Source organism: Streptomyces sp. S.PNR 29, assembly GCF_030386795.1.
GTDB lineage: Bacteria > Actinomycetota > Actinomycetes > Streptomycetales > Streptomycetaceae > Streptomyces.
In genome coordinates this window covers 231,764-258,356 of the sequence record NZ_JANUQM010000006.1, presented here as the reverse complement: position 1 = coordinate 258,356, position 26,593 = coordinate 231,764, and the positions used below count along the sequence as shown (strand labels likewise).

Sequence of the window (26,593 nt, the reverse complement as noted above, 5' to 3'; positions counted from 1 at the left end):
CATCACTGGCCGATACAACTGTCTGTCATGAGCCAGGCACTTCAGGATCTCCTCGATCTGCTCGACCTGGAGCAGATCGAGGAGAACATCTTCCGCGGCCAGTCCCGGTCCGCCGTCGTCCCGCGCGTCTTCGGCGGACAGGTCGCGGCCCAGGCGCTGGTCGCCGCCGGGCGTACGGTCCCCGAGGACCGGCACGCCCACTCCCTGCACGCGTACTTCCTGCGCATCGGCGACCCGGGCGCGCCCATCGTCTACAACGTCGAGCGCATCCGTGACGGCCGCTCCTTCACCACCCGCCGGGTGGTCGCGGTCCAGCACGGCAGACCGATCTTCTCCCTGTCGGCGTCCTTCCAGACGTACGAGGACGGCCTCGACCACCAGGCCCCGATGCCGCCCTCCCCGGACCCGGCCACGCTGCCCACCTCCCAGGAGCGGCTGCGCGGCTACGACCACCTCGACCCGGCGGTCGTCGAGAGGTTCCTGGAGGCACGCGAGGCGATCGACCTGCGCTATGTCGACGAGCCGCCCTACGGCCGCTTCGGCGAGCCGCGCGCACCGCACTCCCAGGTGTGGTTCCGCACCAACGGCAAACTCGGCGGCGCTGTCGACGAACCCCTGCTGCACGTCGTCCTCGCCACGTACGTCTCCGACATGACCCTCCTCGACTCGGTCCTGCTCGCGCACGGCCGCGGCGGCTGGGCTGTCGGTGATGTGGTCGGGGCCTCGCTGGACCACGCCATGTGGTTCCACCGGCCGTTCCGCGCCGACGAGTGGCTGCTGTACGACCAGGAGTCGCCGTCGGCGTACGGCGGCCGGGGCCTCGGGCAGGCCCGCATCTACACGCAGGACGGACGGCTCGCCATCTCGGTGATCCAGGAGGGCGTGGTCCGCGTGCCGCGGAAACAGGCACCGTGACCGTCGGCCGGGAGGCGTGGAGCCCGCGGGGCGGGGCCGTGCTGGTCGCGGCCCTCAACGAGTGCGCTGACCGGCGACCGGGCAAGGGTGGCCGGCGCGGGCACCAACCCGTTCCGGTTACTCCGTGACCGGGGACTCCGCGATGCAGCCGCCGGCGGTCACCATGCCACTTCCGCTCTGTTCCTCCAGCACCTTGCCCTTGTAGGTGATCTTGCACGCGACCTGGGCGCCTTCGGGGTCCGCGGCGACGGGCATGACCGCCGCGGGCATGATGCCGCGCAGTGTGACCGTCTTCCTCCAGGGCAGCTTGGGCTTCGACACCGAGTCGATCTTCGGTGCCGTGGCCTTGCCGCCGCCGCCGTGGAACTCGATCGAGTCGACGTTCTTTCCCGTGACCTCGTAGGTGACTTCGTACGTCTCGTCCACTGCCTTGTCGACCTGGTCGACCGCCTCGGAACAGGAGCTGAGGCCGAACGCGAGGCCGGCGACGGCGACGGAGCAGACGGCGGCGCGGATGGTGCGCTTCAAAGGGATCCCCCCGGATCGTGATGGTCGGATCCGCAGCCAAGCGCAAAGAGAAAGTCAAGTCAAACGGTTAGGGCATCCACCCTGGGACCGAGCGGCCGTTCATGCTGGGGGTGGAGGTTCGGTCCGCCGGGCGCTGAAAAGCTGTTGATCATGACAACCGCGTCCCCGGACCTCACCGCTCTCCCTTACCACCGCATGGCCCACTGCACCGGCCGTCACCGCTGGTGGCGGTCGCTGCTCGGCACCCTCCTGGTGCTCGGCGGCTGGCTCGTGCTCATCCTCTTACTCTTCGGCTACACCTACGTCCTGGGGAAGGTGGCCGACCACCCCGAACTGCCCGACGGCAGCATCGACTTCGGGCCGCTCGGAAACACCGCACTGGAGCTGACCTGCATAGCGATCGCCCTGCCGGTCGTCCTGCTGGCCGTGCGCCGGCCGGGCCGACGTCCGGCCGGCACGGTGTCGTCGGTCAGCGGGCGGTTACGTGTCGGCTGGCTGGCCCGGTGCCTGGGTGCCGCCGTGCCGTCCGTGGTCCTGCTGTCGGCGGTCGCGTTCCTCCTGCCGGAGGGCGATGACGGCTCCGGGGCGCCCGCCGTCTGGGTGGGCTGGCGGTCGTTCCTGGTCTCCCTGGCGGTGCTGGCCGTCTTCGTCCCGTTGCAGGCCGCGGCGGAGGAGTACGTCTTCCGGGGCTGGCTGATGCAGGCGGCCGGCGCCTTCGCCCGCTCGCCGTGGCTCGCGGTCCTGCCGCAGGCGGCGCTGTTCGCCGCCGCCCACGGCTGGGGCACGCCGTGGGGCTTCGCCAGTCTGCTGTTCTTCGGCCTGGTGGCGGGGTGGCTGACCATCCGCACGGGCGGCCTGGAGGCGGCCGTCGCCGTGCACGCCCTGAACAACCTGCTGGCCTTCGGCCTGTCCGCCGCGATCGTCGACGGCCTGTCCTCCGACGAGACCGCGACCGACTCGCCCTGGCAACTGGCCGTCACCGACATGGCGACCGTCGGCCTCTACGCCGCGACCGTGCTGTGGCTGACCCGGCGCCACCCTCCGCAGCGGACCGCCCCCGCGATCGTCCCCCCGGCCGTACCCCCCATGCCGTACGCACAGCCACCGGCCGCGCAGGCCCCGAACGCCTAACCGAGCCCCGCCTCCGACAGCAGGTACGCCGTCATCGGGTCGTAGTAGCGCGGGCTGACCACGTGGTCGTCGAGGGGGACCACGACCTGGAGGGTGCCCTCGGACTCGGCGAGGAAGAGGGCCGGGTCGTTGGAGTCGGCGTAGCCAACGGAGTCGACGCCGTGCCGGCCGGCGTAACCGGCCCAGCCGTGGTCGGCGACGACCAGGTCGGGCAGCGGGCGGCCCGCGCGCTCCAGGGCGGTGAGGATCGCCTTCATCGGCTCGCCCGAGTGGGTGTGCCAGAGGCTGGCGCCGTGTTCGAGGACCGCCACGTCCGCGAACTGCATGACATACCCCTCGTCCGTCGTCAGCCCGTCCGGGATCACGACGATCTCGCAGCCGGCGGTGCGCAGCGCGGCGGCCGTGGCGCGGTGCACGTCGAGCAGGCCGCCGGGGTGACCGGTGGCGAACAGCACCCGCTGCCCGCCGTCCGCCGCCTTGCGCAGCCGCCCGGCCAGGCGCTCCAGGGCGGCGACGGTCAGCTCGGGGTCGATGGTGTCCTGGCCGTACCTGTACTCGGGGTCGTCGTTGACGCCGACCCGCTCGGCCATCACCGCGAGCACGTCCTGCTCGTCGCTCCAGCGGTCGCCCAGTTCCAGGCCGAGCCAGTAGTGGCGGTCGCCGTTGGCCAGCTTCCGGTAGTGGGAGAGGTTGTTCTCGCGGGGCGTGGCGACGTCGCCCGCGATGCGCGTTCTGACGAGGTGCTCGACGAGTTCGGCGCGGCTGGGGGTCCCGGGTATCGGCATGGGTCCCATTGTGGGGCAGCCACCGGTGGCCGTCCCTGGGGTATCGCCCCCTGGGACGGGGGTCACGTACTCAGTTTCCGGACTGGGCGCTCGTACTCACAGGCGCCGCAGCGCGAACCACAGTTCCATCCGTACGTCCGGGTCGTCGAGGTCGGTGCCGAGCAGGGCCGCGCAGCGGGCGATGCGCTGCCGCACGGTGTTGCGGTGCACCGACAGGGCGACGGCCGTGCGGTCCCAGCTGCCGTGCAGGGACAGCCAGGTGCGCAGCGTCTCGGTGAGCGCGGGCGCCTGGGCGATGGGCGCGAGGAGCGTGCGGGCGTGCGCCTCGGCCTCGGCGTCGGGGACCAGGTCGGCGAGGGCGGGGCGGCTGCCGTGCCGGACCAGTGGGGTGCGGGTGGCGCGGGCCCGGGCCAGGGCACGGGCCGCCTGCGCATCGGCGGCCGGCGCCTCATCCGGGGTGACGGGAGCGCTGACCCCCAGGGTCCAGCCGGGCTGCGGGGCCGGTTCGCGGTCGGCCGGGACCAGCACCCGTACGGCGTCCCGTCCCGGATCGACGAGGGCGGACCCCAGTGCGGCGCCCAGCGCGGAGGCCGCCATGGCGTCGGGGGCGTGCGCGTCCGGGCGGCCGTGCACGACGAGCCACCGCTCGGCACCCAGCAACGGGGCCACCTCCTCGGGCGGGCCGCCCAGCAGCAGCCGGACGAGCGCGGAGGAGCGCGCCGCCCCCGTGCCGCTGCGCTGCTCGCCGGTGAGCAGGGAGAGCAGCACGGCGGCGACGGAGGCAATGGTGTGGTCGCCGGGATCGCGGTGCGGGGCGGCGACGCCGAGCACGAAACCGTGACCGGGCCCGAGGGCGTAGGCGGCGAGGTGGATGCCGGCGACGGTGTCCGTGGCGGTGGCGGAAGCCCGGCGGCCGACCACCTGCGCCAGCTCTCCCAGCGCCTCGCCCACGTCCGCCGCACAGGCCCGCCCCGCCGTCGCGAGCCGGGCCCCGTCCGGCCCGTACAGCACGGCCCACCCGCCCAGCCGCCGGGCCAGCTGCCGCAGCACGGACGGCACCGGGTCCGGGCGGGAGGCCGCGGCGGCGAGGCTCTGCTGGGCCTCAGAGACGCGGCGCAGCTCGGCCAGACGGGCCTGGGCCATCAGCTGCCAGACCGCGCGGGCCACTCCCGAGAACGTGGTCTCGGGCGGCACCTCCAGCAGCGGCAGGCCGTACGCGTCGCAGGCCGCGACCAGCGCCCGCGGCACCGTGTCGTGCACGGGGGCGAGCCCGAAGCCCAGGGCCGCGCCGCCCGCCGCCACGATCCGGGAGACGTAGTCGTCGAAGTACGTCCCCGAACCCGCCGCTTCCGGGATGTGCACGCCCGCCGTCAGCAGCAGCTCCCCGCCCAGCAGGTACGGGTAGGGGTCGGCCATCTCCGAGGTGTGCGCCCAGTGGATGACGATGCCGGGGTCGGCAGGCCCGGCGATCTGGTGCAGCGCCAGGTCCTCGCGGGCCAGGAGTGCCGTGAGGGGCACTGGTGGCGTGGGGGGAACAGCCGGATCCGGCATGGTGGACGTTCCCTCCGTCATCTGGCGCTCGAATGGATGAAACGTACACTTCGCAGTCGCTTTCCGGCCACCTAGGGTCATCCCTCGTCATCCCTCGTCCCCGCCACCGAGAGTGCGCGAAGGAGGCCTCCCCATGGCCGTCGACTACGTCGTGATCGTCGTCTATCTGACCGGCATGCTGGCCATGGGCTGGTGGGGCATGCGCCGCGCCCGCTCCAAGAGCGAGTTCCTCGTCGCCGGCCGCCGGCTCGGGCCCGCGATGTACTCCGGCACCATGGCGGCGATCGTCCTCGGCGGCGCGTCCACCATCGGCGGTGTCGGGCTGGGCTACCAGTACGGCCTCTCGGGTGCCTGGATGGTCGTCACCATCGGCCTCGGCCTGCTGGCGCTGAGCGTGTTCTTCTCCGCCCGCATCGCCCGCCTGAAGGTCTACACCGTCTCCGAGATGCTCGACCTGCGCTACGGCGGACGGGCGGGCGTCATCTCCGGCGTGGTCATGTGGGCGTACACCCTCATGCTGGCGGTCACATCGACCATCGCGTACGCCACGATCTTCGACGTCCTCTTCGACATGAACCGCACGGTCGCGATCGTCCTCGGCGGCTCGGTCGTCGTCGCCTACTCGACGCTCGGCGGCATGTGGTCGATCACGCTCACCGACATGGTGCAGTTCGTGGTGAAGACCGTCGGCGTGCTGCTCCTGCTCCTGCCCGTCGCGGTCGTCAAGGCGGGCGGGTTCAGTGCGATGAGGGCCGAGCTGCCGACGTCGTACTTCGACCCGCTGGGCATCGGCGGCGAGACCATCTTCACGTACGTGCTGATCTACACGTTCGGCATGCTCATCGGGCAGGACATCTGGCAGCGGGTCTTCACCGCGCGCAGCGACCGCACCGCCAGGTGGGGCGGCACGGTCGCCGGCACCTACTGTCTCGTCTACGCCCTCGCCGGAGCCGTCGTCGGTACGGCCGCCAAGGTGCTGTACCCGCAGCTCGGCAACGCCGACGACGCCTTCGCGACCGTAGTCAAGGACGAACTCCCGGTGGGCGTACGGGGGTTGGTGCTGGCGGCCGCTCTGGCCGCGGTGATGTCGACCTCCTCGGGCGCGCTCATCGCCTGCGCCACCGTCGCCAACAACGACATCTGGTCGCGGCTGCGGGGCATCGTGCAGCCCTCCGGCGAGGAGCACGACGAGGTCCGGGGCAACCGTGCCTTCATCCTTCTCATGGGCCTCGCGGTGATCGGCACGGCGATCTGGCTGAACAACGTCGTCGAGGCGCTGACCGTCGCCTACAACCTCCTCGTCGGCGGCCTCCTCGTCCCGATCCTCGGCGGACTGCTGTGGAAGCGCGGCACCGTGCAGGGCGCCCTCGCCTCCGTCGTCGTCGGCGGACTGGCCGTCATCGCCCTGATGGCGGGTTACGGCATCCTCGCCAACGAGCCCGTCTACTACGGCCTGCTGTCCTCCCTGGCCGCCTACGTCGCCGTCTCCCTGGCCACCCGGCCGACCGACGCGGCGGTGCTGGCGGCCTGGCGCGAACGGCTCGCCGGCCGCGCGCCCGAACCCCTGTCCGAGCCGGTCCCGGCTCCCCAGTAAAGTCGAGCCCAGTAGTACAAACGCGACGAAGCGTAGGAAAGAAGGCAGAACAGTATGAGCGGCAACGAGACGCCCCGCGGCCCCGTCGACTCCTCCCGCATCCCGCGGTACGCCGGCCCCGCGACCTTCGCCCGGCTGCCCCGCCTGGACGAGGTCGGCACCGCCGACGTCGCCGTGGTGGGCGTGCCCTTCGACTCGGGCGTCTCGTACCGGCCGGGCGCCCGCTTCGGCGGCAACGCCATCCGCGAGGCCTCCCGGCTGCTGCGCCCCTACAACCCGGCGCAGGACGCCTCCCCCTTCGCCCTCGCGCAGGTCGCGGACGGCGGGGACATCGCCGTGAACCCCTTCGACATCAACGAGGCCGTGGAGACCGTCGAGGCGGCGGCCGACGAACTCCTCGGCACCGGCGCCCGCCTGATGACCCTGGGCGGCGACCACACCATCGCGCTGCCGCTGCTGAGGTCGGTGGCGAAGAAGCACGGCCCGGTGGCGCTGCTGCACTTCGACGCGCACCTCGACACCTGGGACACGTACTTCGGCGCCGAGTACACGCACGGCACCCCGTTCCGCCGCGCGGTCGAGGAGGGCATCCTGGACACCTCCGCCCTCTCCCACGTCGGCACCCGCGGCCCGCTGTACGGCAAGCAGGACCTCACCGACGACGAGAAGATGGGCTTCGGCATCGTCACGTCGGCGGACGTCTACCGCCGGGGCGCCGACGAGGTGGCCGACCAGCTGCGGCAGCGCATCGGCGACCGTCCGCTGTACATCTCCATCGACATCGACTGCCTCGACCCGGCCCACGCCCCCGGCACCGGCACCCCCGAGGCCGGCGGCATGACGTCCCGTGAGCTCCTGGAGATCCTGCGCGGGCTGGCATCGTGCAACCTGGTGTCGGCGGACGTCGTCGAGGTGGCCCCCGCGTACGACCACGCGGAGATCACATCGGTGGCGGCCTCCCACACCGCGTACGAACTGACCACGATCATGACCCGCCGGATTGCCGAGGCCCGCGAGCAGTGACCCACGACCACGACCTGGTGCTCCGTCCCACGCCCGCCCAGACGGAGGCCGCGCTCAACCCTCCACCCGGCCGCAACGGCGGAGACCTGGTCGTGGAGACCCTGGCCGGACTCGGTGCGACGACCGTCTTCGGCCTGCCCGGCCAGCACGCGCTGGGCATGTTCGACGCCTTGCGCCGCTCGGACCTGCGCTACATCGGCCTGCGGGTGGAGAACAACGCCGGTTTCGCGGCGGACGCGTACGGCCGGATCACGGGCGAGGCGGCGCCGCTGCTGCTGTCCACGGGCCCGGGTGCGCTGATGTCGCTCGCCGCGCTCCAGGAGGCGGCCGCGGCGAGCGCCCCCGTCCTGGCGATCAGCAGCCAGGTCCCGACGGCCGGGCTGGGCGGGGGCCGCCACGGCTATCTGCACGAACTCCCGGACCAGGCGGCGTCGTTCCGGGGTGTGGTGAAGTCGGTGCACACGGTCCGGACGCAGTCGCAGATCCCGTCCGCGATCGAGGCGGCCTGGACGTCGGCCCTGACTGCCCCGCACGGCCCGGTGTGGGTGGAGATCCCGCAGGACGTGCTGCTCGCCGAGACGTCGATCCCGGTGGTGACGGGGGGCGACGCCTTCCCCGACGAGCTGCCTCCGCGTCCCGAACTGACGGCCGTGGCAGCCGACTTGCTCTCCCGCGCGTCCCGTCCGGCGATCATCGCGGGCGGGGGAGTGGTACGGGCCGACGCCTCGGGCAAGCTGAAGCGGCTGGCCGAGGCATTGCGGGCCCCGGTGGTCACCACGCCCGGCGGCAAGGGGGCGTTCCCGTGGAAGCACCCCCTCTCGCTCCAGTCCTGGCTGGAGGACCGCCACACCACGGACTTCCTGGAGGACGCCGACGTCCTTCTGGTGGTCGGCTCCGGCCTCGGCGAGCTCTCCTCCAACTACCACACGTTCAAGCCGCGCGGCCGGGTCATCCAGATCGAGGCGGACCTCGGCAAGCTGGAGTCCAACCACCCGGCGCTGGGCATCCACGCGGACGCCCGACTGGCGTTGCAGGCGCTGCTGGAGACGGTCTCCGAGCGGGAGGACCCGACGGCGCCGGAGCGCGTCCGCGCACTCCTCGCGAAGGTCGCCGAACGCATCGCCTCCCAGGAACTCACCCTGGAGCAGCAGGTGCTGGCCTCGGTGCGCAAGGCGCTGCCCGCCGACTCCCCGTCCTTCTGGGACATGACGATCCTCGCCTACTGGGCCTGGTCGGCGTTCGACCCGAAGGGCCCCAACCACATGCACTCCGCCCAGGGCGCCGGCGGCCTCGGCTACGCCTTCCCGGCGGCACTGGGCGCGGCCGTCGCCGACCCCACCCACCCGGTGCTGGCGGTGTCGGGCGACGGCGGCGCCCTGTACTCGATCGCCGAGCTGGCGACCGCCCGTCAGTACGACCTGAACGTCACCTGGCTGATCGTCGACGACGGCGGCTACGGCATCCTGCGCGAGTACATGACCGACGCCTTCGGGCAGGCGACGGCGACCGAGCTGACCCGGCCGGACTATGCGGCGCTGGCCGAGTCCTTCGGTGTCCCGGGGGTGCGGACGACCCCCGGGACGCTGGAAGCCGACCTGGCGGAGGCCCTGGCGTCACCGGGCCCTTCGGTGGTCGTCCTCCCGGCGGTGCTGCGCATGTTCGCGCCCACGCATCTGGGCTGAAGGGCGGCGGGTCAGCAGGCCCCCGGTCCCACGCCGTCGATACGTCCGCCGAAGTCGCCGCGGTAACGGGACCGCCAGTCGCCGTTGAAGACGTCCCGCTTCTCCACCGGCTGCCAGTTGATGAAGCAGGCGCGGGTGCTGGCCACGAAGGAGCCCACGCGGTCGTGGAGGCGGGGCGGCATGTCGCGGTAGCCGCTGCGGGCGGTCCACTCCCAGTAGTCGCCGCCGAAGCCCTCGCCGCTCCAGAAGCACACGGATCCGTCGGGGCAGGACGGCGGGGCGGCCGGCGCCGCGGACGCCCCGTGGGCCGGCAGGAGGAGCGCGGTCAGGGCGAGGGTGGCGGCGAGGGACCAGGAACGAAGCTTCACGGCACTCTCCCAAGGATTCCGGGACTGCGGACCGCCCCGGCTCACGTGCCGGGGCGATTGCCATGCTCCCGGCGGCGCGGGGCGGCCTGCCCGGGGCAGCCGCCCACACCACCTCTTGGAGCGAACCGGGGGCTCGGCGCCGCGATCCTCGTCGAGCGGCCGGCGCCGGCGCGCCGGGCGTACGGGCCCCGGGGCACCGGCGCCCGGTGCTACCAGATCGCCTCGACCCACTCCGGGTGGTCGATGAACGGGTTGCGGTTCTTCTGGTAGGTGTCGTAGATGACCTGGTTGCGGCGCTCCTCGAAGGCGTCCGGCGGGTCCGCCTCGTTCCACTGCTTCAGGACCGACAGACGGCCGTGGTAGGGAACGCTGCTGTTGCTGGTCGAGTCGTTGGGCTCCAGGTCGGGCCAGCTGTCGTCACCCTCGTACCGGACGGCCATGTAGAGGATCATGCGGGCCACGTCGCCCTTGACGGCGTCGCGGGGCTCGAAGGAGTTCGCGTCGGTGAGGCTGCCGCCGGAGTTGGTGAAGCTGCTGCCGCCGTTGTCGAAGTCCTTGTTGCCGCGGATGCTGTTGACCTGGACGTCCTCGGGACGCAGGTGGTGCAGGTCCGTGCCGGGGCCGGCCGAGGTGCCGAAGTCGCCGTGCGACTGGGCCCACACGTGCTCGCGGTTCCAGTCGCCGACGTCACCGCCGTTGAGCGACTTGCTGCGGGAGATGCCCGAGTACAGCAGCTTCACGTTGTTGCTGTTGTTCGGGTCCTGGTCGGTGACCTTCAGCGCCTCCCAGACCGCCGAGTACGACAGCTTCGTCTGGCTGCTGATGATCGTGTGCAGCGAGGACTTGAGGCTGGTGCCGGTCTTGCCGATCGCGTTCTTGTAGTACGTCGAGTCGTAGGCGGTCGTCGTCGCCGCGGCCGGGGCCGCGGTCAGCGCCGGAACGGTGAGGCCGACCAGAACGGCAGCGGTGGTCAACGCCACCGGCTTCCAGCGGTGGATGCGTGTCGCCGGCATGTGGGGGTCCCATCTACGCGGGTTGAACGGAGGCGGCACTCGGGAGCGTGACATGGACATGCGGCTCTGTAAAGGAAGCGGGCATGTCGGTTGGGTGACGGGAACCGGCAAACACGCCGAAACGGCCCCCGGCCGGTCGGGCGGGGGCCGTTGGGCGTCTCTGTCAGCTGATGTCCGAGGGGTCGAGGCGGTAGATCGTCGACTGGTTGCTCTGCGCGGAGTCGGTCGTCGTGCCGGAGCTGTCCTCAGTAGCAGAGGTCGCCCCCGCATCGTGCGAACCCCGGGTGAGTGAGCGCTGTGCCGTGGCTGGCGGCCGCCTGTGAAAATGCCAAGGAGAAGGTAACGGCCCGTGGCAGCCGTACAACCCTTCCCCCGGGTCCGTGAGTCAACAGGTGCATGACTCATGGGATATCCCGCCGGGCGAGAGTGCTGGCGGCAGGGGTGGGCGCCGGAGTGCTCGTACCGCTCGTCGCAGCCGCCACCCCGGCTGCCGCGGCCCCCGCGCCGACCGTCAGCTGCACGTCCGCCAAGGCGGGCCTCGCCGACAAGCTGCAGAAGGACATCACGGCAGCCCTCGCCAACCGCAAGGGCACGATCGCCGTCGGTCTCTACGACCGCAGCACCAAGACGACCTGCACGCTGCGGCCCTCCACCGCCTACGACTCCGCCAGCGTCGTGAAGGTCACCGTCCTCGCCACGCTGCTGTGGGACGCCAAGAAGCACAACCGGTACCTCACCGACCGGGAGACCTCCCTCGCCAAGGCCATGATCACCAAGTCGGACAACACGGCGACCTCCACCCTGTGGAGGCAGCTGGGCCTGACGAAGATCAAGGGCTTCCTGAGCGCGGCCGGGATGACGCAGACGAAACCCGGCACGAACGGCTACTGGGGCCTGACCCAGATCACGGTCACCGACGAGCAGAAGCTGCTCAAGCTGATCACCGCGAAGAACACGGTGCTCAGCGACAACTCCCGTGCCTACATCCTGAAGCTGATGGGCCAGGTCATCTCCTCCCAGCGCTGGGGCACGCCGTACGGAGCGCCGTCCGGTGTCGCCGTGCACGTCAAGAACGGCTGGCTGCAGCGCTCCACGCACGGGTGGCGGGTGCACAGCGTCGGCACGTTCAACGGCGGCGGGCACGACTACATGATCACGGTGCTCACGCACGGCAACAGCACCATGAACTACGGCATCACGACCATCCAGGGCGTCGCCAAGGCCATCCACAAGGACCTCGCCGCGAGCTGACGCTTCATGAGCCGGTCTACCGTCCGTCACCGACCCGTCCTACGGTGGCGCCCATGCGCCTGAGAACCGTACTCGCCACCGTCACCGCCGGCCTGGCGGCGGCCACCTGTCTCACCGCCGCCGGACCCGCGAACGCCCGGGCGGACAACGCCTGTTCGCCGTCCGTCTCCATCGACCGCTTCTCCGACGCGCTCGACAAGACGACGTACCGGGGCACCTACGTCGGCAACCTCTCCGCCCTCGCGGTCGACGGCGACGGTTCGCTCGCCGCCCTGTCCGACCGCTCCTCGCTGTTCACGCTGGACCGCACCACCCTCCGGCCGAAGGGCGTCGGCCGGCTCGCCGACGAGAGCGGCGCCGCGATCGACGCCGAGGGCCTGGTCGTCGACCGCGACCACACGCGGCTGGTGACCTCCGAGACCGAGCCGTCGGTACGCCGTTACTCCCCGGGCGGCCGCATCCTCGACCGCCTCCCCGTGCCGGACGCCCTCCGGGTCGCCCCGGCCGGGCGCGCCGCATCCAACGGCACCTTCGAGGGCCTGACCCTCCTGCCCGGCGGCCACACCCTGCTCGCGTCGATGGAGTACGCCCTCTCCGGCGACAGCACCGGCATCGTCCGCTTCCAGACCTGGGACAGGACGAAGGGCGGCCGCTTCGAACTCGCGGCCCAGTACGGCTACCCCGTCGACGACGGGCTCGGCGTCCCCGAGGTCCAGGCGACCCCCGACGGCCGCCTGCTCGTCCTGGAACGGGGCTACACCTCCGGTGTCGGCAACACGATCCGGCTCTACCTGGCCGACCCCCGCCGCGCCACCGACACCAGCGGCGTCGAGAAACTGACCGGCCAGAGCGGCGTACGGCTGATCGGGAAGACCCTTCTGGCCGACCTCGTGACCTGCCCGGCCCTGGGCGCCACCGCCAAGCAGCCCCAGCCGAACCCGCTGCTCGACAACATCGAGGGCATGACGGTCACGGGCCGGGCGAAGGGCCGCCTGAAGGTGCTGCTGGTGAGCGACGACAACCAGAGCGCGACGCAGACGACGCGGTTCTACTTCCTGCGGGTGCGGGTCTGAGGACACCCTGCCCGTGGTGACGGCGACCAGCCACGACGCCGGTATCCGGAGCTGCCGGACCTGTCGTCGTGGCTGATCGGCTCGCGTTACGGACGCAGCGCCGTTTCGCGCTCGACGTCCCGCTTGTCCAGTTTGGCGTCGAACTTGGCCAGCGGCTTCGCCGCCGACGGGTCCGCCTGGACGGCGGCCGGGGCGACACCGGCCCACTCAAGGACGCGGGCGGTGGCGAGCGCCTTCTCCTCGGGCACCAGGCCCGCGACATTGGCCCCGTGGTTCATGCCGGGCGCCGTGAAGACGTACGAGTCACGCGCCCCGCGGCCGAGGCGGAACGGTTCGGCGCCCCACGGGTCGTTCTGGCCGTACACGAAGAGCATGTGCCGCGCGTTGTGCCGCACCCATGTGTCGACGTCCCGCATCACCCAGGACTGGAACTTCATCGGGATCGACCGGGGCACGAAGTTCCGCGGCGGCTGGTAGCCGTAGCGGATGTACTGCTTCTCGATGGACGGGAAGTGGATCGTCGGCGCTCCCAGCTGGGTGCCCGCCTGGTAGTAGTACGGGTAGTAGGTCTCCAGGCCCTGGTCGGCGTAGGCCGAGAAGCCGGAGATCGTGTCGACGGAGTCCCAGATCTCGTCGTCGGTCGCGTTCTTCGCGTCCGCCGGGATCCGGTCGCAGTCCTTCAGCAGGCTGTACTGCCAGAAACCCCAGACGTAGTCCAGGACGACCGCCTCGTACGCCCGGTCCAGGCTGCCGATGGTGTCGAAGGTGAGGCCGTTCTCGGCCGCGTACGCCTCGTACTTCTTCTTCAGCGGCTCCCGGCGCACCAGCGCCTCCCGCTGCACGGCGTTCAGCCGGTCCCGGCACTCCTTGGTGCCGACCGTGGTGAAGAAGCGGTCGTAGGCCGAGTCCTCCTTGTTCACCACGTCGTTGGGCGCGACGTACGCGACGACGCCGTCCATGTCGCGCGGGTAGAACCGCTCGTAGTACGTGGCGGTCATGCCGCCCTTCGAACCGCCCGTGGAGATCCACTTCTTGGAGTAGACCGGCTTCAGCGCCTCGAAGATCCGGTGCTGGTCGCTGGCCGCCTGCCAGATGTCCAGCTTCGACCAGTCGGCCGGGGCGGGCCGGGACGGGGTGAAGAAGCGGTACTCCATGGACACCTGGTTGCCGTCCACGATCTGGGTCGGCTCGCGGCGGCCGGGCGTCGTCGAGACGTTGTAGCCACTGGTGTAGAAGACCGTCGGGCGGGAGACGTCCTTGTGCAGCACGGTGATCCGCTGCTGGAACGTTCCCTTGGACGGGTGCCGGTGGTCGACCGGCTGGGTGTAGTTCAGGACGAAGAAACGGTAGCCCGGGTACGGCTTCTCCTGGATCAGGCTCATGCCCGGTATCGCGAGCAGCCGGTCCTTGATGTCCGTGGCCTCCGGCTCGGCGGCGGTCGCCGCCCCCGCCGTGCTCAACGTGCCTATGAGCACCGTGAGCGCCAGCAGCCATCTGAGCGCCTTGCGCATGCACACTCCCCTGTGAGACAGATGTGCGCCGGAAGCTATCGGAGCAACTCCCTTACGCACCAGGGGACATGGGGAAAACCCTGTACGGTGCCTGTGTCCCGGGGAGATTCCGGTGTCCCGGGACGGGTCTCAGCAGAGGATCCAGCCCGAACTGACCGACCCCCGGCCCACCCTGCCCTTCACCCACACGCAGCGCTGCCCGGCGTGCACGGTCACCGGGCCTGCCCGGTACTTGTACTTGCCCTTGTCGACGACCGGCAGACTGCCGCGCGCCTGCACGCTGACCGACATCGTCCGCCTGGTGCCGGGACGCTTGGGGACGGTGACGGCGCAGACGAAGCCGTTGCGCTTGTAGACGAGCACGGAGCCGGTGGAGAACGGCAGCTCCCTCATCTTGCGTCCCGCGCAGTAGGCGGTCCCCGCGGCTGCCTGCGCCTCGGCCGGCGCCGCGACGGCGAACAGCCCGGACGCGGTCAGCACGGCCATACCGAGGGCCAGCCGCCGGCGTATCGCACCCCTGTCCACTGACGTCCCTCCCGTACTGCGACGATTGGCGTACGGGTGTACGGACGCGCGACATATGTCGGATGGTTGCGTGCCGTCACAGGGACACGGTCACCGATGGCAGGGGTGCCGGGGGCCCGCGATCAGCCGGACGCCTCGACCGCCACCGGGTACTCGTCCGGTCGGCCGATGAACGTCCGCCACAACTCCGCGTACCGCCCGCCCCGCGCCAGCAGTTCCTCGTGCGTGCCGTCCTCGGCGACCCGCCCGTGGTCCATCACCACGACCCGGTCCGCGCGGGCGGCCGTCGTCAGGCGGTGGGCGACGACAAGGGTCGTACGGCGGCCCGCGAGACGGTCCGTGGCCTGGTTGACCTGTGCCTCCGTCGCCAGGTCCAGGGCCGCCGTCGCCTCGTCGAGGAGCAGGATGTCCGGGTCGACCAGCTCGGCGCGGGCCAGCGCGATCAGCTGGCGCTGCCCGGCGGAGAGGTTGCGGCCGCGTTCGGCGACCTCGTGGAGGTAACCGCCCTCCAGGGTGGCGATCATCTCGTGCGCGCCGACCGCCCGGGCCGCCGCCTCCACCTCGGCGTCGGTGGCGTCGGGGCGGCCGTAGGCGATGGCGTCCCGGACGGTGCCCTGGAAGAGGTACGCCTCCTGCGGGACGACGCCCAGGCGGTGCCGGTACGAGGTGAGGTCCAGCGCCTTCAGGTCGGTGCCGTCGACCGTCACCCGGCCGTCCGTCGGGTCGTAGAAGCGGGCCACCAGCTTGACGAGGGTCGACTTGCCGGCGCCGGTCTCGCCGACGAAGGCGACGGTCTGCCCGGCGGGGATGTGCAGATCGATGCCGCCGAGGGCCGCGTCCGTCTCATCGGCGGCGCCGTACGCGAAGTGCACGTCCTCGAAGGTGATCTCGCCGCGCAGGGAGGAGACCTTGAGCGGTTCGTCGGAGCTGCGGGTGGAGGTGGGTTCGCGCAGCAGCTCCTGGATGCGGCCGAGGGAGACCGACGCCTGCTGGTAGCCGTCGAAGACCTGGGAGAGCTGCTGGACGGGCGCGAAGAACAGGTCGATGTAGAGCAGGTACGCCACCAGCGCACCGGTCGTCAGCGTCCCGTCGTCGACCCGGGTGCCGCCCACGATCAGCACGGCGGCCGCGGCGGCCGACGACAGGAACTGCACGAAGGGGAAGTAGACCGAGATGAGCCACTGGCCGCGGATGCGGGCGCGCCGGTAGCTGTCGCTGCGCCCGGCGAACCGGCGCCCGCCGTCCCGCTCGCGCCGGAAGGCCTGCACGATCCGCAGCCCGGACACGGACTCCTGCAGGTCGGCGTTGACCGTCGACACGCGTTCGCGGGCCAGTTCGTACGCCTTCACGCTGGCCCGGCGGAAGAAGAACGTGGCGATGATCAGCGGCGGCAGCGTCGTGAACACGACGAGCGCGAGCTGCACGTCGATCACCAGCAGGGCGACCATGATGCCGAAGAAGGTGACGACCGAGACGAAGGCCGTGACCAGGCCCGTCTGCAGGAAGGTGGAGAGGGCGTCGACGTCCGTCGTCATCCTCGTCATGATCCGGCCGGTCAGCTCCCGCTCGTAGTAGTCGAGGCCGAGCCGCTGGAGCTGGGCGAAGATCTTCAGACGGAGCGCGTACAGGACGCGTTCGCCGGTGCGGCCGGTCATGCGGGTCTCGCCGACCTGGGCCGCCCACTGGACGGTTACCACGAGCAGGGCCAGCAGCGAGGCCGCCCAGACCCCGCCGAGGGCGAACCGGGTGACGCCGTCGTCGATGCCGTTCCGGATCAGGATCGGCAGCAGCAGGCCCATGCCGGCGTCCACGGCGACCAGCGCCAGGCTGACGAGGAGGGGGAGACCGAAGCCGCGGAGCAGCCTGCGCAGGCCGTACGAGTCCTCCGGCTGGACCGCGCGGCCCTCGTCGATCCCCGGGGTGTCGGTCGCCGGGGGCAGCGCGTCGACCTGCGCGAGGAGTTCGGGCGTGGCCGGGGTGCCGTCCATCGCCGGGTCCCGGGGCGTCCGCTCGCCCGCCCAGAGCCGGGGCGTGATGCCGCGCTCGGCGTCGAACTCCGCGTCCAGCTCGTCCCGGACCGAGGTGTCCTCCCGGGGACAGGCGGGCACGGTGTGGCCGGGTGAGACGGCGCCGAGCTCGTCCGGGTCGGTGAGCAGGCGCCGGTACAGGGCGCAGCGTTCCTGCAGCTCCTCGTGGGTGCCGAGGTCGGCGAGGCGGCCGCCGTCGAGGACGGCGATGCGGTCGGCGAGGTTGAGGGTGGAGCGGCGGTGGGCGATCAGCAGGGTCGTCCGGCCCTCCATGACCTGCTTCAGCGCCTCGTGGATCTCGTGCTCGACGCGGGCGTCCACGGCGGAGGTGGCGTCGTCGAGGACCAGCAGCCGCGGATCGGCGAGGATCGCGCGGGCGAGTGCGACGCGCTGGCGCTGGCCGCCGGAGAGGGTGAGGCCGTGCTCGCCGACCTTGGTGTCGTAGCCCTCGGGCAGCTCCTTGATGAAACGGTCCGCCTGGGCGGCGCGGGCGGCGGCCTCGATCTCCTCCTGGGTCGCGTCGGGGCGGCCGTAGGCGATGTTGTCGCGCACGGTCTCGGAGAAGAGGAAGGAGTCCTCGGGGACCAGCCCGATCGCGGCCCGCAGCGAGTCGAGGGTCAGCTCGCGCACATCGTGCCCGCCGACCAGGACGGCGCCGCGCGTCACGTCGTAGAAGCGCGGCAGCAGCAGGGAGACCGTGGACTTGCCGGAGCCCGAGGAGCCGACGACGGCGAGGGTCTCGCCGGGACGGATCTCGAAGGAGAGGCCGTCGAGGACCGGGTGGCCGGGGTCGTAGCCGAAGGAGACGTCGTCGAACTCGACGGTCGCGGGGGCGTCGGCCGGGAGTTCCTTGGTGCCGTCGGTCAGGGACGGCTCGGTGTCGATCAGCTCCAGCACCCGCTCGGTGCCCGCCCGCGCCTGCTGCCCGACCGTGAGGACCATGGCGAGCATGCGGACCGGGCCGACGAGCTGGGCGAGGTAGGTGGAGAAGGCGACGAAGGTGCCGAGGGTGATGTGCCCGCGTACGGCCAGCCAGCCGCCCAGCGCCAGCATCGCGACCTGGCCGAGGGCGGGTACGGCCTGGAGGGCCGGGGTGTACCTGGCGTTCAGCCGGACGGTCCGCAGCCGCCCCGCGAACAGCCGGCGGCTGACCTCCCGGAGCTTGCCGGTCTCCTGCTCCTCCTGCCCGAACCCCTTCACCACGCGTACGCCGCTGACGGCACCGTCGACCACGCCCGCGACGGCGGCGGCCTGGGCCTGGGCGTACCAGGTGGCGGGGTGCAGCCTGGTCCGGCTGCGCTTGGCGATCCACCACAGGGCGGGGGCCACCGCGAGGGCGACCAGCGTGAGCGGCAGCGACAGCCAGGCCATGACGACCAGGGAGACCAGGAAGAGCGCGAAGTTCCCGATGGTCATCGGCAGCATGAACAGCAGGCCCTGGATCAGCTGCAGATCGCTGGTGGCCCGTCCGACGACCTGCCCCGTGGACAGCTCGTCCTGCCGCCGCCCGTCCAGCCGGGTGATCGTCGCGTACATCTCCGTGCGCAGGTCGTGCTGGACGTCGAGGGCGAGACGGCCGCCGTAGTAGCGGCGGACATAGGTGAGGACGTAGACGAGGAGCGCGGCGACGATGAGGGCGCCGGCCCAGGGGGCCATGGCGCGGCTGTGGTCGCCGATCACGTCATCGATGATCACCTTGGTGATCAACGGGACCAGCGCCATGAGCGCCATGCCGGCGAGCGAGGACCCCAGGGCGAGGACGACGTCCTTGGGATAGCGCCACGCGTACCCGGCCAGTCTCCGCGCCCACCCCTGCTGAGCCGCCACGTCGCCGCCTTCCAGTCGACCTTCTCTGCCGGAAGGAACCAACACGGACAGAAGCGGATTTCATCCCTCCGCAACATCCGGGTTCGGCGCGGGCGGAACGGGTTGCGCTGTTGGGGTGCTCGGTGATCCGCGGTGGGTGTGCTGGGGGCGGTGGAGGGCGGCGGGCCAGCAGAATTCCCGAAGGAGCGAAGGAGCGGGCCCGTGGTGGACAGTGTGCTGGACCGGTCGGAAGGCTTCGGTGAGCGGCTGCTGGGGCTGTTGCTGGACCAGGCGCACCTGGTGCCGCCGCAGTTGATCGCTCCGCTGATCGCGGAGCGGGTGGGCAGGATCGGTGGGCGTGATGTCTCGGTGTTGCTGCAGGACTACTCGCAGGAGCTGCTCGTGCCCCTGCCGGGCAGGAAACTGGTGATCGGTGAGCCGGAACCGATCGGTGAGTCGGCGGCCGGGCAGGCCTTCCTGCGGGTCGACGTCGTCGAGGTCCCGCAGAACGGCGCCGTGCGGATGTATCTGCCGTTGCTGGACGGCAGCGACCAGATCGGCGTACTGGCCCTGACCCTGGACGAGGTGGACGACAACGACCGGCGTCTGCTGCGCAGGCTCGCCAGTCTGGTCGCCGACATGATGGTCACCAAGCACTCCTACACCGACCTGTTCTTCCTGGCCCGGCGCAGGGAGCCGATGAGCGTGGCCGCGGAGATGCAGTGGACCCTGCTGCCGCCGCTGGCGATGTCCGTGCCGCAGGTCGAGGTGGCCGGGATCCTGGAGCCCGCCTACAACGTCGCCGGCGACAGCTTCGACTACGCCCTCAACCACGACATCCTGCACGTGGCCGTCATCGACGCGATGGGCCACGACCTGGACGCCGCCACCATGGCCACCGTCGCCATCGGCGCCTACCGCCACGCCCGGCGCGGCGACATCAGCCTCTCCGAGAAGTACACCTTCATGGACCAGGCCATCGCCCGGCAGTTCGGACCCGACCACTTCGTCACCGCGCAGATGCTGCACCTGAACGTCGTCACCGGCCACGTGGAGTGGGTCAACGCCGGCCACCCCGCCCCCCTGCTGATCCGCGACCACCGGGTCGTGCGGGCCCTGCACGGCCCGACCACCCTGCCGGTGGGCTTCGGCGGCGAACAGCCCCGCATGAGCGAAGTCCAGCTCCAGCGCGGTGACCGGCTGCTGTGCTACACCGACGGCGTGATCGAGGAGCACGAGGTCGGCGGCGAGCCGTTCGGGGAGGAACAGCTCATCGAGTGTGTCGACCTCATGGAGCAGGCCGGGGGAGGAGTGCGGGCGGCCGTGCGCCGGCTGTCCCACACGCTCAAGGAGAAACGGGGCGGACGCACGAGCGACGACGCCACCCTCTTCCTCATCGAGTGGCGCGGGGGCAGCGCCGATCACCTCACAGACCTGGACTGAGGTACCTCACAGCGGCCGCGCGCAGCCCACCGGGGTCTCGCCGCCGATCCGGACGTACAGGGCCGTCGACGCGGGGCACCGCGTCCGCTCGGCGACCGCCTTCGTGACCTTGTACTGCGGCTTCCTCTTCCCGGTGCCGTCGCACGCCGTCTCGCGGACCTGGCCGCCTCCCAAGCTGTAGACGCAGTCGCCGACGATGGTGCGGGGGCCGCCTCCGCCGCCGGGGTCGCCGGGGTGGGGCGGCTGGAGGTTGCGCATACAGGCGTAGCCCTGGGGCACCGCGCCGTCGCCGTCCTCGTCGAAGGACGGGCGCTGTTCGCTGATGTGCAGGACGAAGTCGGTGGTCGCCGGGCAGGGCGGCCCGTCGCCCGCCCTGCCGTCGTGCCGGGCCACGACCCGTGCCGCCGCCCGCTCACCGGCGCACGGCACCTCGGTGAAGCTGGTCGTCCCGAAGGAACTGCACTCGTCGACCGCGAGGAACACCGCCCCGTACCCGGCGGGCCCGGCCGCCGTCGCCGAGGTCTCTTCGCCGAGCCGGCCGTCGCGGGACCCACCCGTGGTCACCAACGGGCTCTGACACCCCGTCAACAGGACGGTGAGCAGCGCCGCCAGTGTGCCCACCGCCCCCACAGACCGTCTCTCCCGCATCGCCATCCCCCCGAGCACCCACTCCAGCGTGACCCGCCGCAGCGGGACACGCCAGACAAACGGGACCCTTTGCGCCTGTTGGGGGTGGTCCGCCGGGTGCGTGACGTACGCGGGCTACGTCCGACGGCGCGCCGGGTACGTCAGCCCGTGCCCGAGGGGAAACAGCACCCGCGCCGGATCGTCCGCCCGCGGCACCGGCACCGGCAGCTTCCCGCGCGGCACCACCCGCCCCGCGATCACCCGTGCCGCCGCCCGCAGTTCGACGTCGGTCCAGGAGTACGAGGCCAGGTACGCCTTCACCTCCGGCAGCTGGGCCACGTCGTAGGGGTTGCGGACGGCGACCGCCACCACCGGCCTCCCGGTCGCCAGCAGCTCCCGTACCAGCGTCTTCTGACTGCTGCCCGCCGTGACGTTGTACGTGCCGACCACCACGGCGTCCGCGTCCCGCGCGGCCGCGACCGCCCTGGCGATGGTGGCGGCGGACGGGGAGGTGCCGGTGGACAGGGCCGTCGCCGTGAAGCCCAGTGCGGTGAGCGCGGCGGCGAGCACTCCGGTCGGCGGGCCCGTCGTGCCCGAGGGTGAGGCGGGGTCGGCGCCGACGACGAGGATCCTCGCGTGCCTGCGCCGGGACAGCGGCAGCAGGCCGCCCTCGTTGACCAGCAGCGTGGTCGTCCGGTCGGCGATCCGGTCGGCCTCCTTCAGGTGCGCCCGGACGCCGACCGTGCGGTCGACGCCGTCCTGGCCGACGTACGGGGCCCTGAACAGCCCCAGCCTCGCCTTCAGCCGCAGGATGCGCAGGATCGACGCGTCGAGCCGGGCCTCGGTCAGCTCGCCGTCCCGTACCGCCGTGAGCACCGCCTTCCAGGCGAGGTCCAGGTTCGGCGGGTTGAGAAGCTGGTCCACGCCCGCCTTCAGCGCCAGCACCGGCACCCGGTCGTCGCCGTACTTCGTGCGGACGCCCTCCATGCCGAGGGAGTCGGTGACCACGACCCCGTCGTAGCCGAGCTGTTCCCGCAGGATGCCGGTGAGGATCGGGCGGGAGAGGGTGGCCGGGTCGCCGGAGTCGTCGAGCGCCGGGACCATGAGGTGGGCGGTCATGATCGAGTCGATGCCCGCCGCGATCGCCGCCCGGAACGGCACCGCGTCCAGCTTCTCCCACAGCTCCCGGCTGTGCGTGATGACCGGGAAGCCGGTGTGGCTGTCGACGGCGGTGTCGCCGTGGCCGGGGAAGTGCTTGGCGGTCGCCGCGACCCCCGAGCGCTCGTACCCGGCGACCTCGGCGGCCACCAGAGCGGCCACCGCCTTCGGGTCGGCGCCGAAGGACCGTACGCCGATCACCGGGTTGGCCGGGTTGACGTTCACGTCGGCCACGGGGGAGTAGTCCTGCCGGATGCCCATCGCGCGCAGCTCCCGGCCCGCGATCCGGCCGAGGGTGCGGGCGTCGGACCGCGAGCGGCCGGCACCGATCGCCATCGCCCCGGGGAACAGCGTCGCGGGCTTGCCCACCCGGGCCACGATCCCGTGCTCCTGGTCGGTGGAGATCAGCACCGGCAGTCCGCGCGGGAGGTCCAGGGACGCCTTCTGGATGCCGTTCGACAGGTCCGCGATCTGGTGCGGCTCACGGGTGTTGTGCGCCCAGGCGAAGTAGATGATGCCGCCCACCCGGTACCTGGCGACCAGCTCGGCGGCCGTCCGGACACCGATCTCCTTGAGGTTGGCGTCGATGTCGGCCTGGTCGGGGGCGGTGGCCGAGTGGCCGTAGACCCGCATGACGAAGAGCTGGCCGACCTTCTCCTCCAGCGTCATACGGGAGATGAGGGAACGGAGCCTGCCGTCGTCGGCGGTGTCCGCCGCGTACGAGTGTCCGGTGGCCGTCAGCGCGGCGGTGACGCCCGCCGTGGCGGCGAGGACGGTGCGTCTTGAGGGCTTCGCGGTGTTTCCCGTGCTGGTGTCGTGCACGTGCGCTCCTTCCGGAGGTGATCCGCTGGAGATCCGCTGAAGGAAACTTCCGAGGAGTCACCAATAACCGGGAAGTTTCTGCCAGTCAAGGGAACGCACACCGACCGGGGAGGGGCCGCCATCAGCGCGGTTGGAGGGGGGCGCGCCGATGGCGGCGTGCTGCCGGCCGCAGTACGGCGGAGAGGGTGGTCAGCGATCGCAGCCAGCAGCGAGAGCCGACACCGCACTGCGGAGACTCGTCCGGCAGCCTGCGGGTGGGACGGGCGAGGACGGTGGCGGGTTCCCGCATCCCGGCCGATTCGCGGAAGTCGGTACGGCTGTGCACGCTGGGGCCGGTGAGCCGTGTCAGCTCGCCTTCGCCGGCACCGAACTGTCGACGGCCACCGAGACGGCGAGCGCGCCGAGCACCGTTCCCATCAGGTAGCGCTGCGCCCTGAGCCAGGAGGGGCGGTGCGAGAGGAAGACGGCGATGGTCCCGGCCGCCAGGACGAGGGTGAGGTTCACCGCGACACTGACCGCGATCTGGACCGAACCGAGCACCAGGCCCTGCAGGAGGACATGGCCCTCGTCGAGATCGATGAACTGCGGGATGAGCGAGAGATACATGATGGCGATCTTCGGATTGAGGAGATTCGTCATCAGCCCCGTCATGAACAGCCTGCGCGGTGAGTCGTGCGGGACGTCCCGCGGGGCGAAGGCCGAGACGCCGCCCGGCTTCAGCGCGTTCCAGGCCAGGTGGGCGAGGTACGCCGCGCCCGCCAGCTTCACCGCCAGGTACAGCTCCGGTACGGCGATGAAGACGACCGACAGGCCCAGGTTCGCGGCCAGCAGGTACACCAGGAAACCGAGGGCCACACCACCGAGGGAGACGATCCCGGCGCGCCTGCCCTGGGTGATGCTGCGGGACACCAGGTAGATCATGTTCGGGCCCGGTGTGAGGACCATGCCGAGGGCCACCGCCACCACGCCGAGAACCCCGCTCGTTTCAACCATGCGTACCCCTTGATCGCTGTTCCGCCCCGCCGCCGTCGCAGGCCCGCCGGACCTCGGCGAGGCCGTGCGCGATGTCGTGGAGGAGGTGGCGGGTGAAGAATTCGACGGTGAGTCGTGGGTCGGCCAGGCCCGGATCGCCGCGGTTCCAGTCGTCGGCGCCGAGCCCGGCCAGGCGGCGGGCCAGTGCCTCGGCCGCCCGCCCCAGCTCTTCCGCCACGCGCGTCGGTATCTCGTCCCGATAGCGCTGTCCGGCGTCCCGCGCCGAGGTGCTCGGTGCGATTCCGAGCATTGCATCGAGCCTTAGGTGGAAGAGCAGGCACATGTCCCGTACGTGGCAGCCGTGTTCCAGCGGCGACCAGCGCGGCACCCCCACACGGCGCCGGTCGTGCCCCGGCCCGGTCAGGACGCGCTGCCAGCCCGACGCGTAATCCCGCAGCAGGTCGGCGATGTCGCCCTGTGGGAACAGGCTGGAGGTGAAGCCGCACCGATCGCAGTCGGGCAGCGGAAGCGGGGTCCTGCCGAGCGGAGACCGTGTGGTGTGCACTGCGCGCAGGGCTCCTTCCGGGCCCTCCTTCCGGGAGGCGCCCAAACAATGCCCCGAGCATATGGGCGGTACAAGCTCGATGCAATCGCGCTTATTGCACTCGGTGCAATTCTGTGGTTGGATGCGGCGATCCGGGGCGAGAGGAGAGCGCCGTGCAGGACTACCGGAGCGTCGCCGACGCGGTGGCCGAGGAGATCAGGACCGGCACCCTCAGGCCGGGCGACCGGCTGCCCCCGCAGCGCGAGTTCGCCCAGCGGTACGGCATCGCCAACTCCACCGCGACCCGCGTCTACCGGGAACTCGCCCGCCGGGGCCTCACCGTGGGCGAGGTGGGACGCGGCACCTTCGTCCGCGCGGCGTCCCCGCTCTCCGCTCCCGCCCTCACCGAACCCGCGGGCAGCCGGATCGACCTGGAGCTGAACTATCCCGTGCTGCCCGAGCAGGCGGCGCTGCTCGCCGACGGGCTCGACGGACTGCTCCGCCCCGACGTCCTGGAACACGCGCTCGGGCCCACCGGCGCGGCGGGCCCGCCGGCCGTACGGGAATCCGCCGCCGACCTGCTGGCCCGCGGCGGCTGGCGCCCCGACCCCGGGCGGGTGCTCTTCGCGGGCAACGGACGCCAGGCCATCTCGGCCGCCGTCACCGCCCTGGTGCCGCCCGGCGCCCGGCTCGGTGTCGAGGAGCTGACCTACCCCGTCATCAAGGCCATCGCCGGCCGGCTCGGCATCACCCTCGTACCCCTGGCCATGGACGCCGACGGACTGATCCCGCAAGCGGTGGAGGAGGCCCACCGCGACGGCCCGCTGAGCGCCGTCTACGTCCAGCCCACGCTGCACAACCCGCTGTCGCTCACCATGCCCCGCGAGCGGGCGGAGCGGCTCGCCGACGTGCTGCTGCGGCGGGAGATCCCGGCCATCGAGGACACCATCTGGGCCTTCCTGCACGACGAGCTGCCACCGCTCGCCGCGCTGGCCCCCGAGCGGACCGTCCTCGTCGACAGCCTGTCCAAGCGCATCGCCCCCGGCCTGACCCTCGGCTTCCTGGTGACGCCCGCAGCGGTGGCCGGCGACATCGCCGCGGCACTGCGCTCGGGCGGCTGCAGCCCCATGCGCTTCGCCCTGGAGGCGGCCTCGCGCTGGCAGCGGGACGGCATCGTGAAGCGGCTCGTGCAGGCCAAGCAGCGGGAGGCCGCCGTACGGCAGGAGATCGCGGCCCGGCAGCTCGGCGGCTTCACGGTGCGCAGCGACCCACGGTCGTACCACTGCTGGTGGCAGCTGCCGCGCCCCTGGCGCGCCGACACCTTCGTCGCCGCCGCCGCACGGCACGGCATCGGGGTGGCGCCCGCCGCCGCGTTCACCGTGGGCCGCAACCACGCCCCCAACGCCGTCCGGCTCGGTCTCGCCACACCCCGGGCCGACGTCCTCTCCCAGGCGCTGGCCACGCTCGCCGGCCTCGCCCGGTCCGGCCCGGACGACCTCGTCACCGACTGAGCCCCCGTGCCGTCGCTCCGTGCGACGCCGGGTATTTCGTTCGACGCCCCCGGCGGCGTGCGGAAGACTTCCCCGCGTGAGCTTCACACTGCAAGGGCCGGTCCTGGAGGGCGCGTTGGTGCGCCTGGAACCGCTGGAGCACCGGCACGCGGCCGATCTGGCGACAGCGGCGGAGGAGAACCGGGACACCTACGCGTTCACCTGGGTGCCGAGCGCCGACGAGGTGGGCGCCTACATCGACGCACAGCTCGCCCGCGCGGCGACGGGACGGCTGGCGCCGTACGCGCAGGTGTCGCGGGCCACCGGACGGGCGGTCGGCGCCACCTCGTTCTGGGAGCCGCGCTGCTGGCTGAGCGACGACCGGCTCGACGCCGTCGAGGTCGGCTTCACCTGGCTCGCCCGGTCCGCCCAGGGCACGGGCGTGAACGCGGAGGCCAAGCTGCTGCTGTTCCGCCACGCCTTCGAGAAGTGGGGCGTGTCCCGCGTCGACCTCAAGACGGACGCCCGCAACAGCCGCTCCCGCGCGGCCATCGAGAGCGTCGGCGCCCGCTTCGAGGGCGTCCTGCGCAACTGGTCGCGCTCCTGGGCACCGGGGGAGGACGGCCTGCTGCGTGACTCCGCGATCTACTCGATCACGGCGGTGGAGTGGCCGCGGTGCCGGGAGCGGCTGGAGGAACGGGTGGCGGGGTTCCTCAGACGGGCGTAGGGGGCGGTGCGGGCTGGTTCACGCCGG

22 protein-coding genes are annotated in these 26,593 nt (G+C 71.8%); 10 read left to right on the top strand and 12 right to left on the bottom strand.

Annotated elements, in window-relative coordinates:
• Positions 1–27 precede the first annotated feature (27 nt).
• A complete protein-coding gene (locus NW895_RS18390) occupies positions 28–915 on the top strand; it encodes an acyl-CoA thioesterase II (protein WP_289936795.1) in 888 nt (295 codons plus the stop codon).
• Positions 916–1,032: 117 nt separating this feature from the next.
• On the opposite strand, the gene NW895_RS18385 is transcribed toward NW895_RS18390, so the two are convergent.
• A complete protein-coding gene (locus NW895_RS18385; RefSeq protein ID WP_289936794.1) occupies positions 1,033–1,443 on the bottom strand; it encodes an MmpS family transport accessory protein in 411 nt (136 codons plus the stop codon).
• Positions 1,444–1,593: 150 nt separating this feature from the next.
• On the opposite strand from NW895_RS18385, the gene NW895_RS18380 reads away from it, so the two are divergent.
• Entirely contained in the window at positions 1,594–2,574 is a 981-nt protein-coding gene (locus NW895_RS18380; protein WP_289936793.1) for a CPBP family intramembrane glutamic endopeptidase, read from the top strand.
• Here NW895_RS18380 and NW895_RS18375 read toward each other — a convergent pair.
• Positions 2,571–3,359, bottom strand: a complete 789-nt coding sequence (locus NW895_RS18375) for a phosphatase (RefSeq protein ID WP_289936792.1) — start codon at positions 3,357–3,359, stop codon at positions 2,571–2,573. The genes NW895_RS18380 and NW895_RS18375 overlap by 4 nt on opposite strands.
• 96 nt (positions 3,360–3,455) lie before the next feature.
• Entirely contained in the window at positions 3,456–4,910 is a 1,455-nt protein-coding gene (locus NW895_RS18370; protein ID WP_289936791.1) for a PucR family transcriptional regulator, read from the bottom strand.
• A 133-nt stretch (positions 4,911–5,043) separates the two neighbouring features.
• On the opposite strand from NW895_RS18370, the gene NW895_RS18365 reads away from it, so the two are divergent.
• From NW895_RS18365 to NW895_RS18355, 3 genes are read left to right on the top strand one after another with little or no spacing between them, the layout of a single operon-like run.
• Positions 5,044–6,504 (top strand): sodium:solute symporter, encoded by a 1,461-nt coding sequence (locus NW895_RS18365; protein WP_289936790.1) that lies wholly within the window; start codon positions 5,044–5,046, stop codon positions 6,502–6,504.
• 54 nt (positions 6,505–6,558) lie between these two features.
• Positions 6,559–7,527: an agmatinase gene (gene speB / locus NW895_RS18360; RefSeq protein ID WP_289936789.1), complete on the top strand. Its 969-nt coding sequence runs from the start codon at positions 6,559–6,561 to the stop codon at positions 7,525–7,527.
• Positions 7,524–9,209 carry a thiamine pyrophosphate-binding protein gene (locus NW895_RS18355; RefSeq protein WP_289936788.1) on the top strand — a complete coding sequence of 562 codons (1,686 nt, stop codon included), beginning with the start codon at positions 7,524–7,526 and terminating at the stop codon, positions 9,207–9,209. The genes speB and NW895_RS18355 overlap by 4 nt, the downstream gene beginning before the upstream one ends.
• 11 nt (positions 9,210–9,220) lie before the next feature.
• On the opposite strand, the gene NW895_RS18350 is transcribed toward NW895_RS18355, so the two are convergent.
• Both NW895_RS18350 and NW895_RS18345 read right to left on the bottom strand, forming a co-directional pair.
• A complete protein-coding gene (locus tag NW895_RS18350; RefSeq protein WP_289936787.1) occupies positions 9,221–9,577 on the bottom strand; it encodes a peptidase inhibitor family I36 protein in 357 nt (118 codons plus the stop codon).
• 209 nt (positions 9,578–9,786) lie between these two features.
• Positions 9,787–10,590 (bottom strand): endonuclease, encoded by an 804-nt coding sequence (locus NW895_RS18345; protein ID WP_289936786.1) that lies wholly within the window; start codon positions 10,588–10,590, stop codon positions 9,787–9,789.
• Positions 10,591–10,986: 396 nt separating this feature from the next.
• Here NW895_RS18345 and NW895_RS18340 point away from each other — a divergent pair, with 396 nt between their 5' ends.
• Positions 10,987–11,841, top strand: coding sequence for a serine hydrolase (locus NW895_RS18340; protein WP_289936785.1), 855 nt, complete (start codon positions 10,987–10,989; stop codon positions 11,839–11,841).
• 53 nt (positions 11,842–11,894) lie between these two features.
• Positions 11,895–12,914, top strand: coding sequence for an esterase-like activity of phytase family protein (locus tag NW895_RS18335; RefSeq protein ID WP_289936784.1), 1,020 nt, complete (start codon positions 11,895–11,897; stop codon positions 12,912–12,914).
• Positions 12,915–13,000: 86 nt separating this feature from the next.
• On the opposite strand, the gene NW895_RS18330 is transcribed toward NW895_RS18335, so the two are convergent.
• The 3 genes from NW895_RS18330 to NW895_RS18320 form a co-directional block, all read right to left on the bottom strand.
• Positions 13,001–14,425, bottom strand: coding sequence for a S28 family serine protease (locus tag NW895_RS18330; RefSeq protein WP_289936783.1), 1,425 nt, complete (start codon positions 14,423–14,425; stop codon positions 13,001–13,003).
• A 129-nt stretch (positions 14,426–14,554) separates the two neighbouring features.
• Entirely contained in the window at positions 14,555–14,950 is a 396-nt protein-coding gene (locus NW895_RS18325; RefSeq protein ID WP_289936782.1) for a hypothetical protein, read from the bottom strand.
• A 122-nt stretch (positions 14,951–15,072) separates the two neighbouring features.
• A complete protein-coding gene (locus NW895_RS18320) occupies positions 15,073–18,804 on the bottom strand; it encodes an ABC transporter ATP-binding protein (RefSeq protein ID WP_289936781.1) in 3,732 nt (1,243 codons plus the stop codon).
• 201 nt (positions 18,805–19,005) lie between these two features.
• On the opposite strand from NW895_RS18320, the gene NW895_RS18315 reads away from it, so the two are divergent.
• The gene (locus NW895_RS18315) at positions 19,006–20,226 is read left to right on the top strand and encodes a PP2C family protein-serine/threonine phosphatase (protein ID WP_289936780.1); all 1,221 of its coding nucleotides are present in this window, start codon (positions 19,006–19,008) and stop codon (positions 20,224–20,226) included.
• Positions 20,227–20,232: 6 nt separating this feature from the next.
• On the opposite strand, the gene NW895_RS18310 is transcribed toward NW895_RS18315, so the two are convergent.
• The 4 genes from NW895_RS18310 to NW895_RS18295 all read right to left on the bottom strand — a co-directional run bounded on the left by NW895_RS18310 (position 20,233) and on the right by NW895_RS18295 (position 24,370).
• Positions 20,233–20,874, bottom strand: coding sequence for a hypothetical protein (locus NW895_RS18310; protein ID WP_289936779.1), 642 nt, complete (start codon positions 20,872–20,874; stop codon positions 20,233–20,235).
• 114 nt (positions 20,875–20,988) lie between these two features.
• Entirely contained in the window at positions 20,989–22,833 is a 1,845-nt protein-coding gene (locus NW895_RS18305; protein WP_289936778.1) for a glycoside hydrolase family 3 protein, read from the bottom strand.
• A 345-nt stretch (positions 22,834–23,178) separates the two neighbouring features.
• Positions 23,179–23,826 carry a LysE family translocator gene (locus NW895_RS18300; protein WP_289936777.1) on the bottom strand — a complete coding sequence of 216 codons (648 nt, stop codon included), beginning with the start codon at positions 23,824–23,826 and terminating at the stop codon, positions 23,179–23,181.
• A complete protein-coding gene (locus NW895_RS18295) occupies positions 23,819–24,370 on the bottom strand; it encodes a hypothetical protein (RefSeq protein WP_289936776.1) in 552 nt (183 codons plus the stop codon). The genes NW895_RS18300 and NW895_RS18295 overlap by 8 nt, the downstream gene beginning before the upstream one ends.
• Positions 24,371–24,522: 152 nt before the next feature.
• Here NW895_RS18295 and NW895_RS18290 point away from each other — a divergent pair, with 152 nt between their 5' ends.
• Both NW895_RS18290 and NW895_RS18285 read left to right on the top strand, forming a co-directional pair.
• On the top strand, positions 24,523–25,860 hold the full coding sequence (locus tag NW895_RS18290; protein ID WP_289936775.1) for a PLP-dependent aminotransferase family protein: 1,338 nt from the start codon (positions 24,523–24,525) through the stop codon (positions 25,858–25,860).
• 76 nt (positions 25,861–25,936) lie between these two features.
• Entirely contained in the window at positions 25,937–26,566 is a 630-nt protein-coding gene (locus NW895_RS18285) for a GNAT family protein (RefSeq protein WP_289936774.1), read from the top strand.
• Positions 26,567–26,593: the final 27 nt, after the last annotated feature.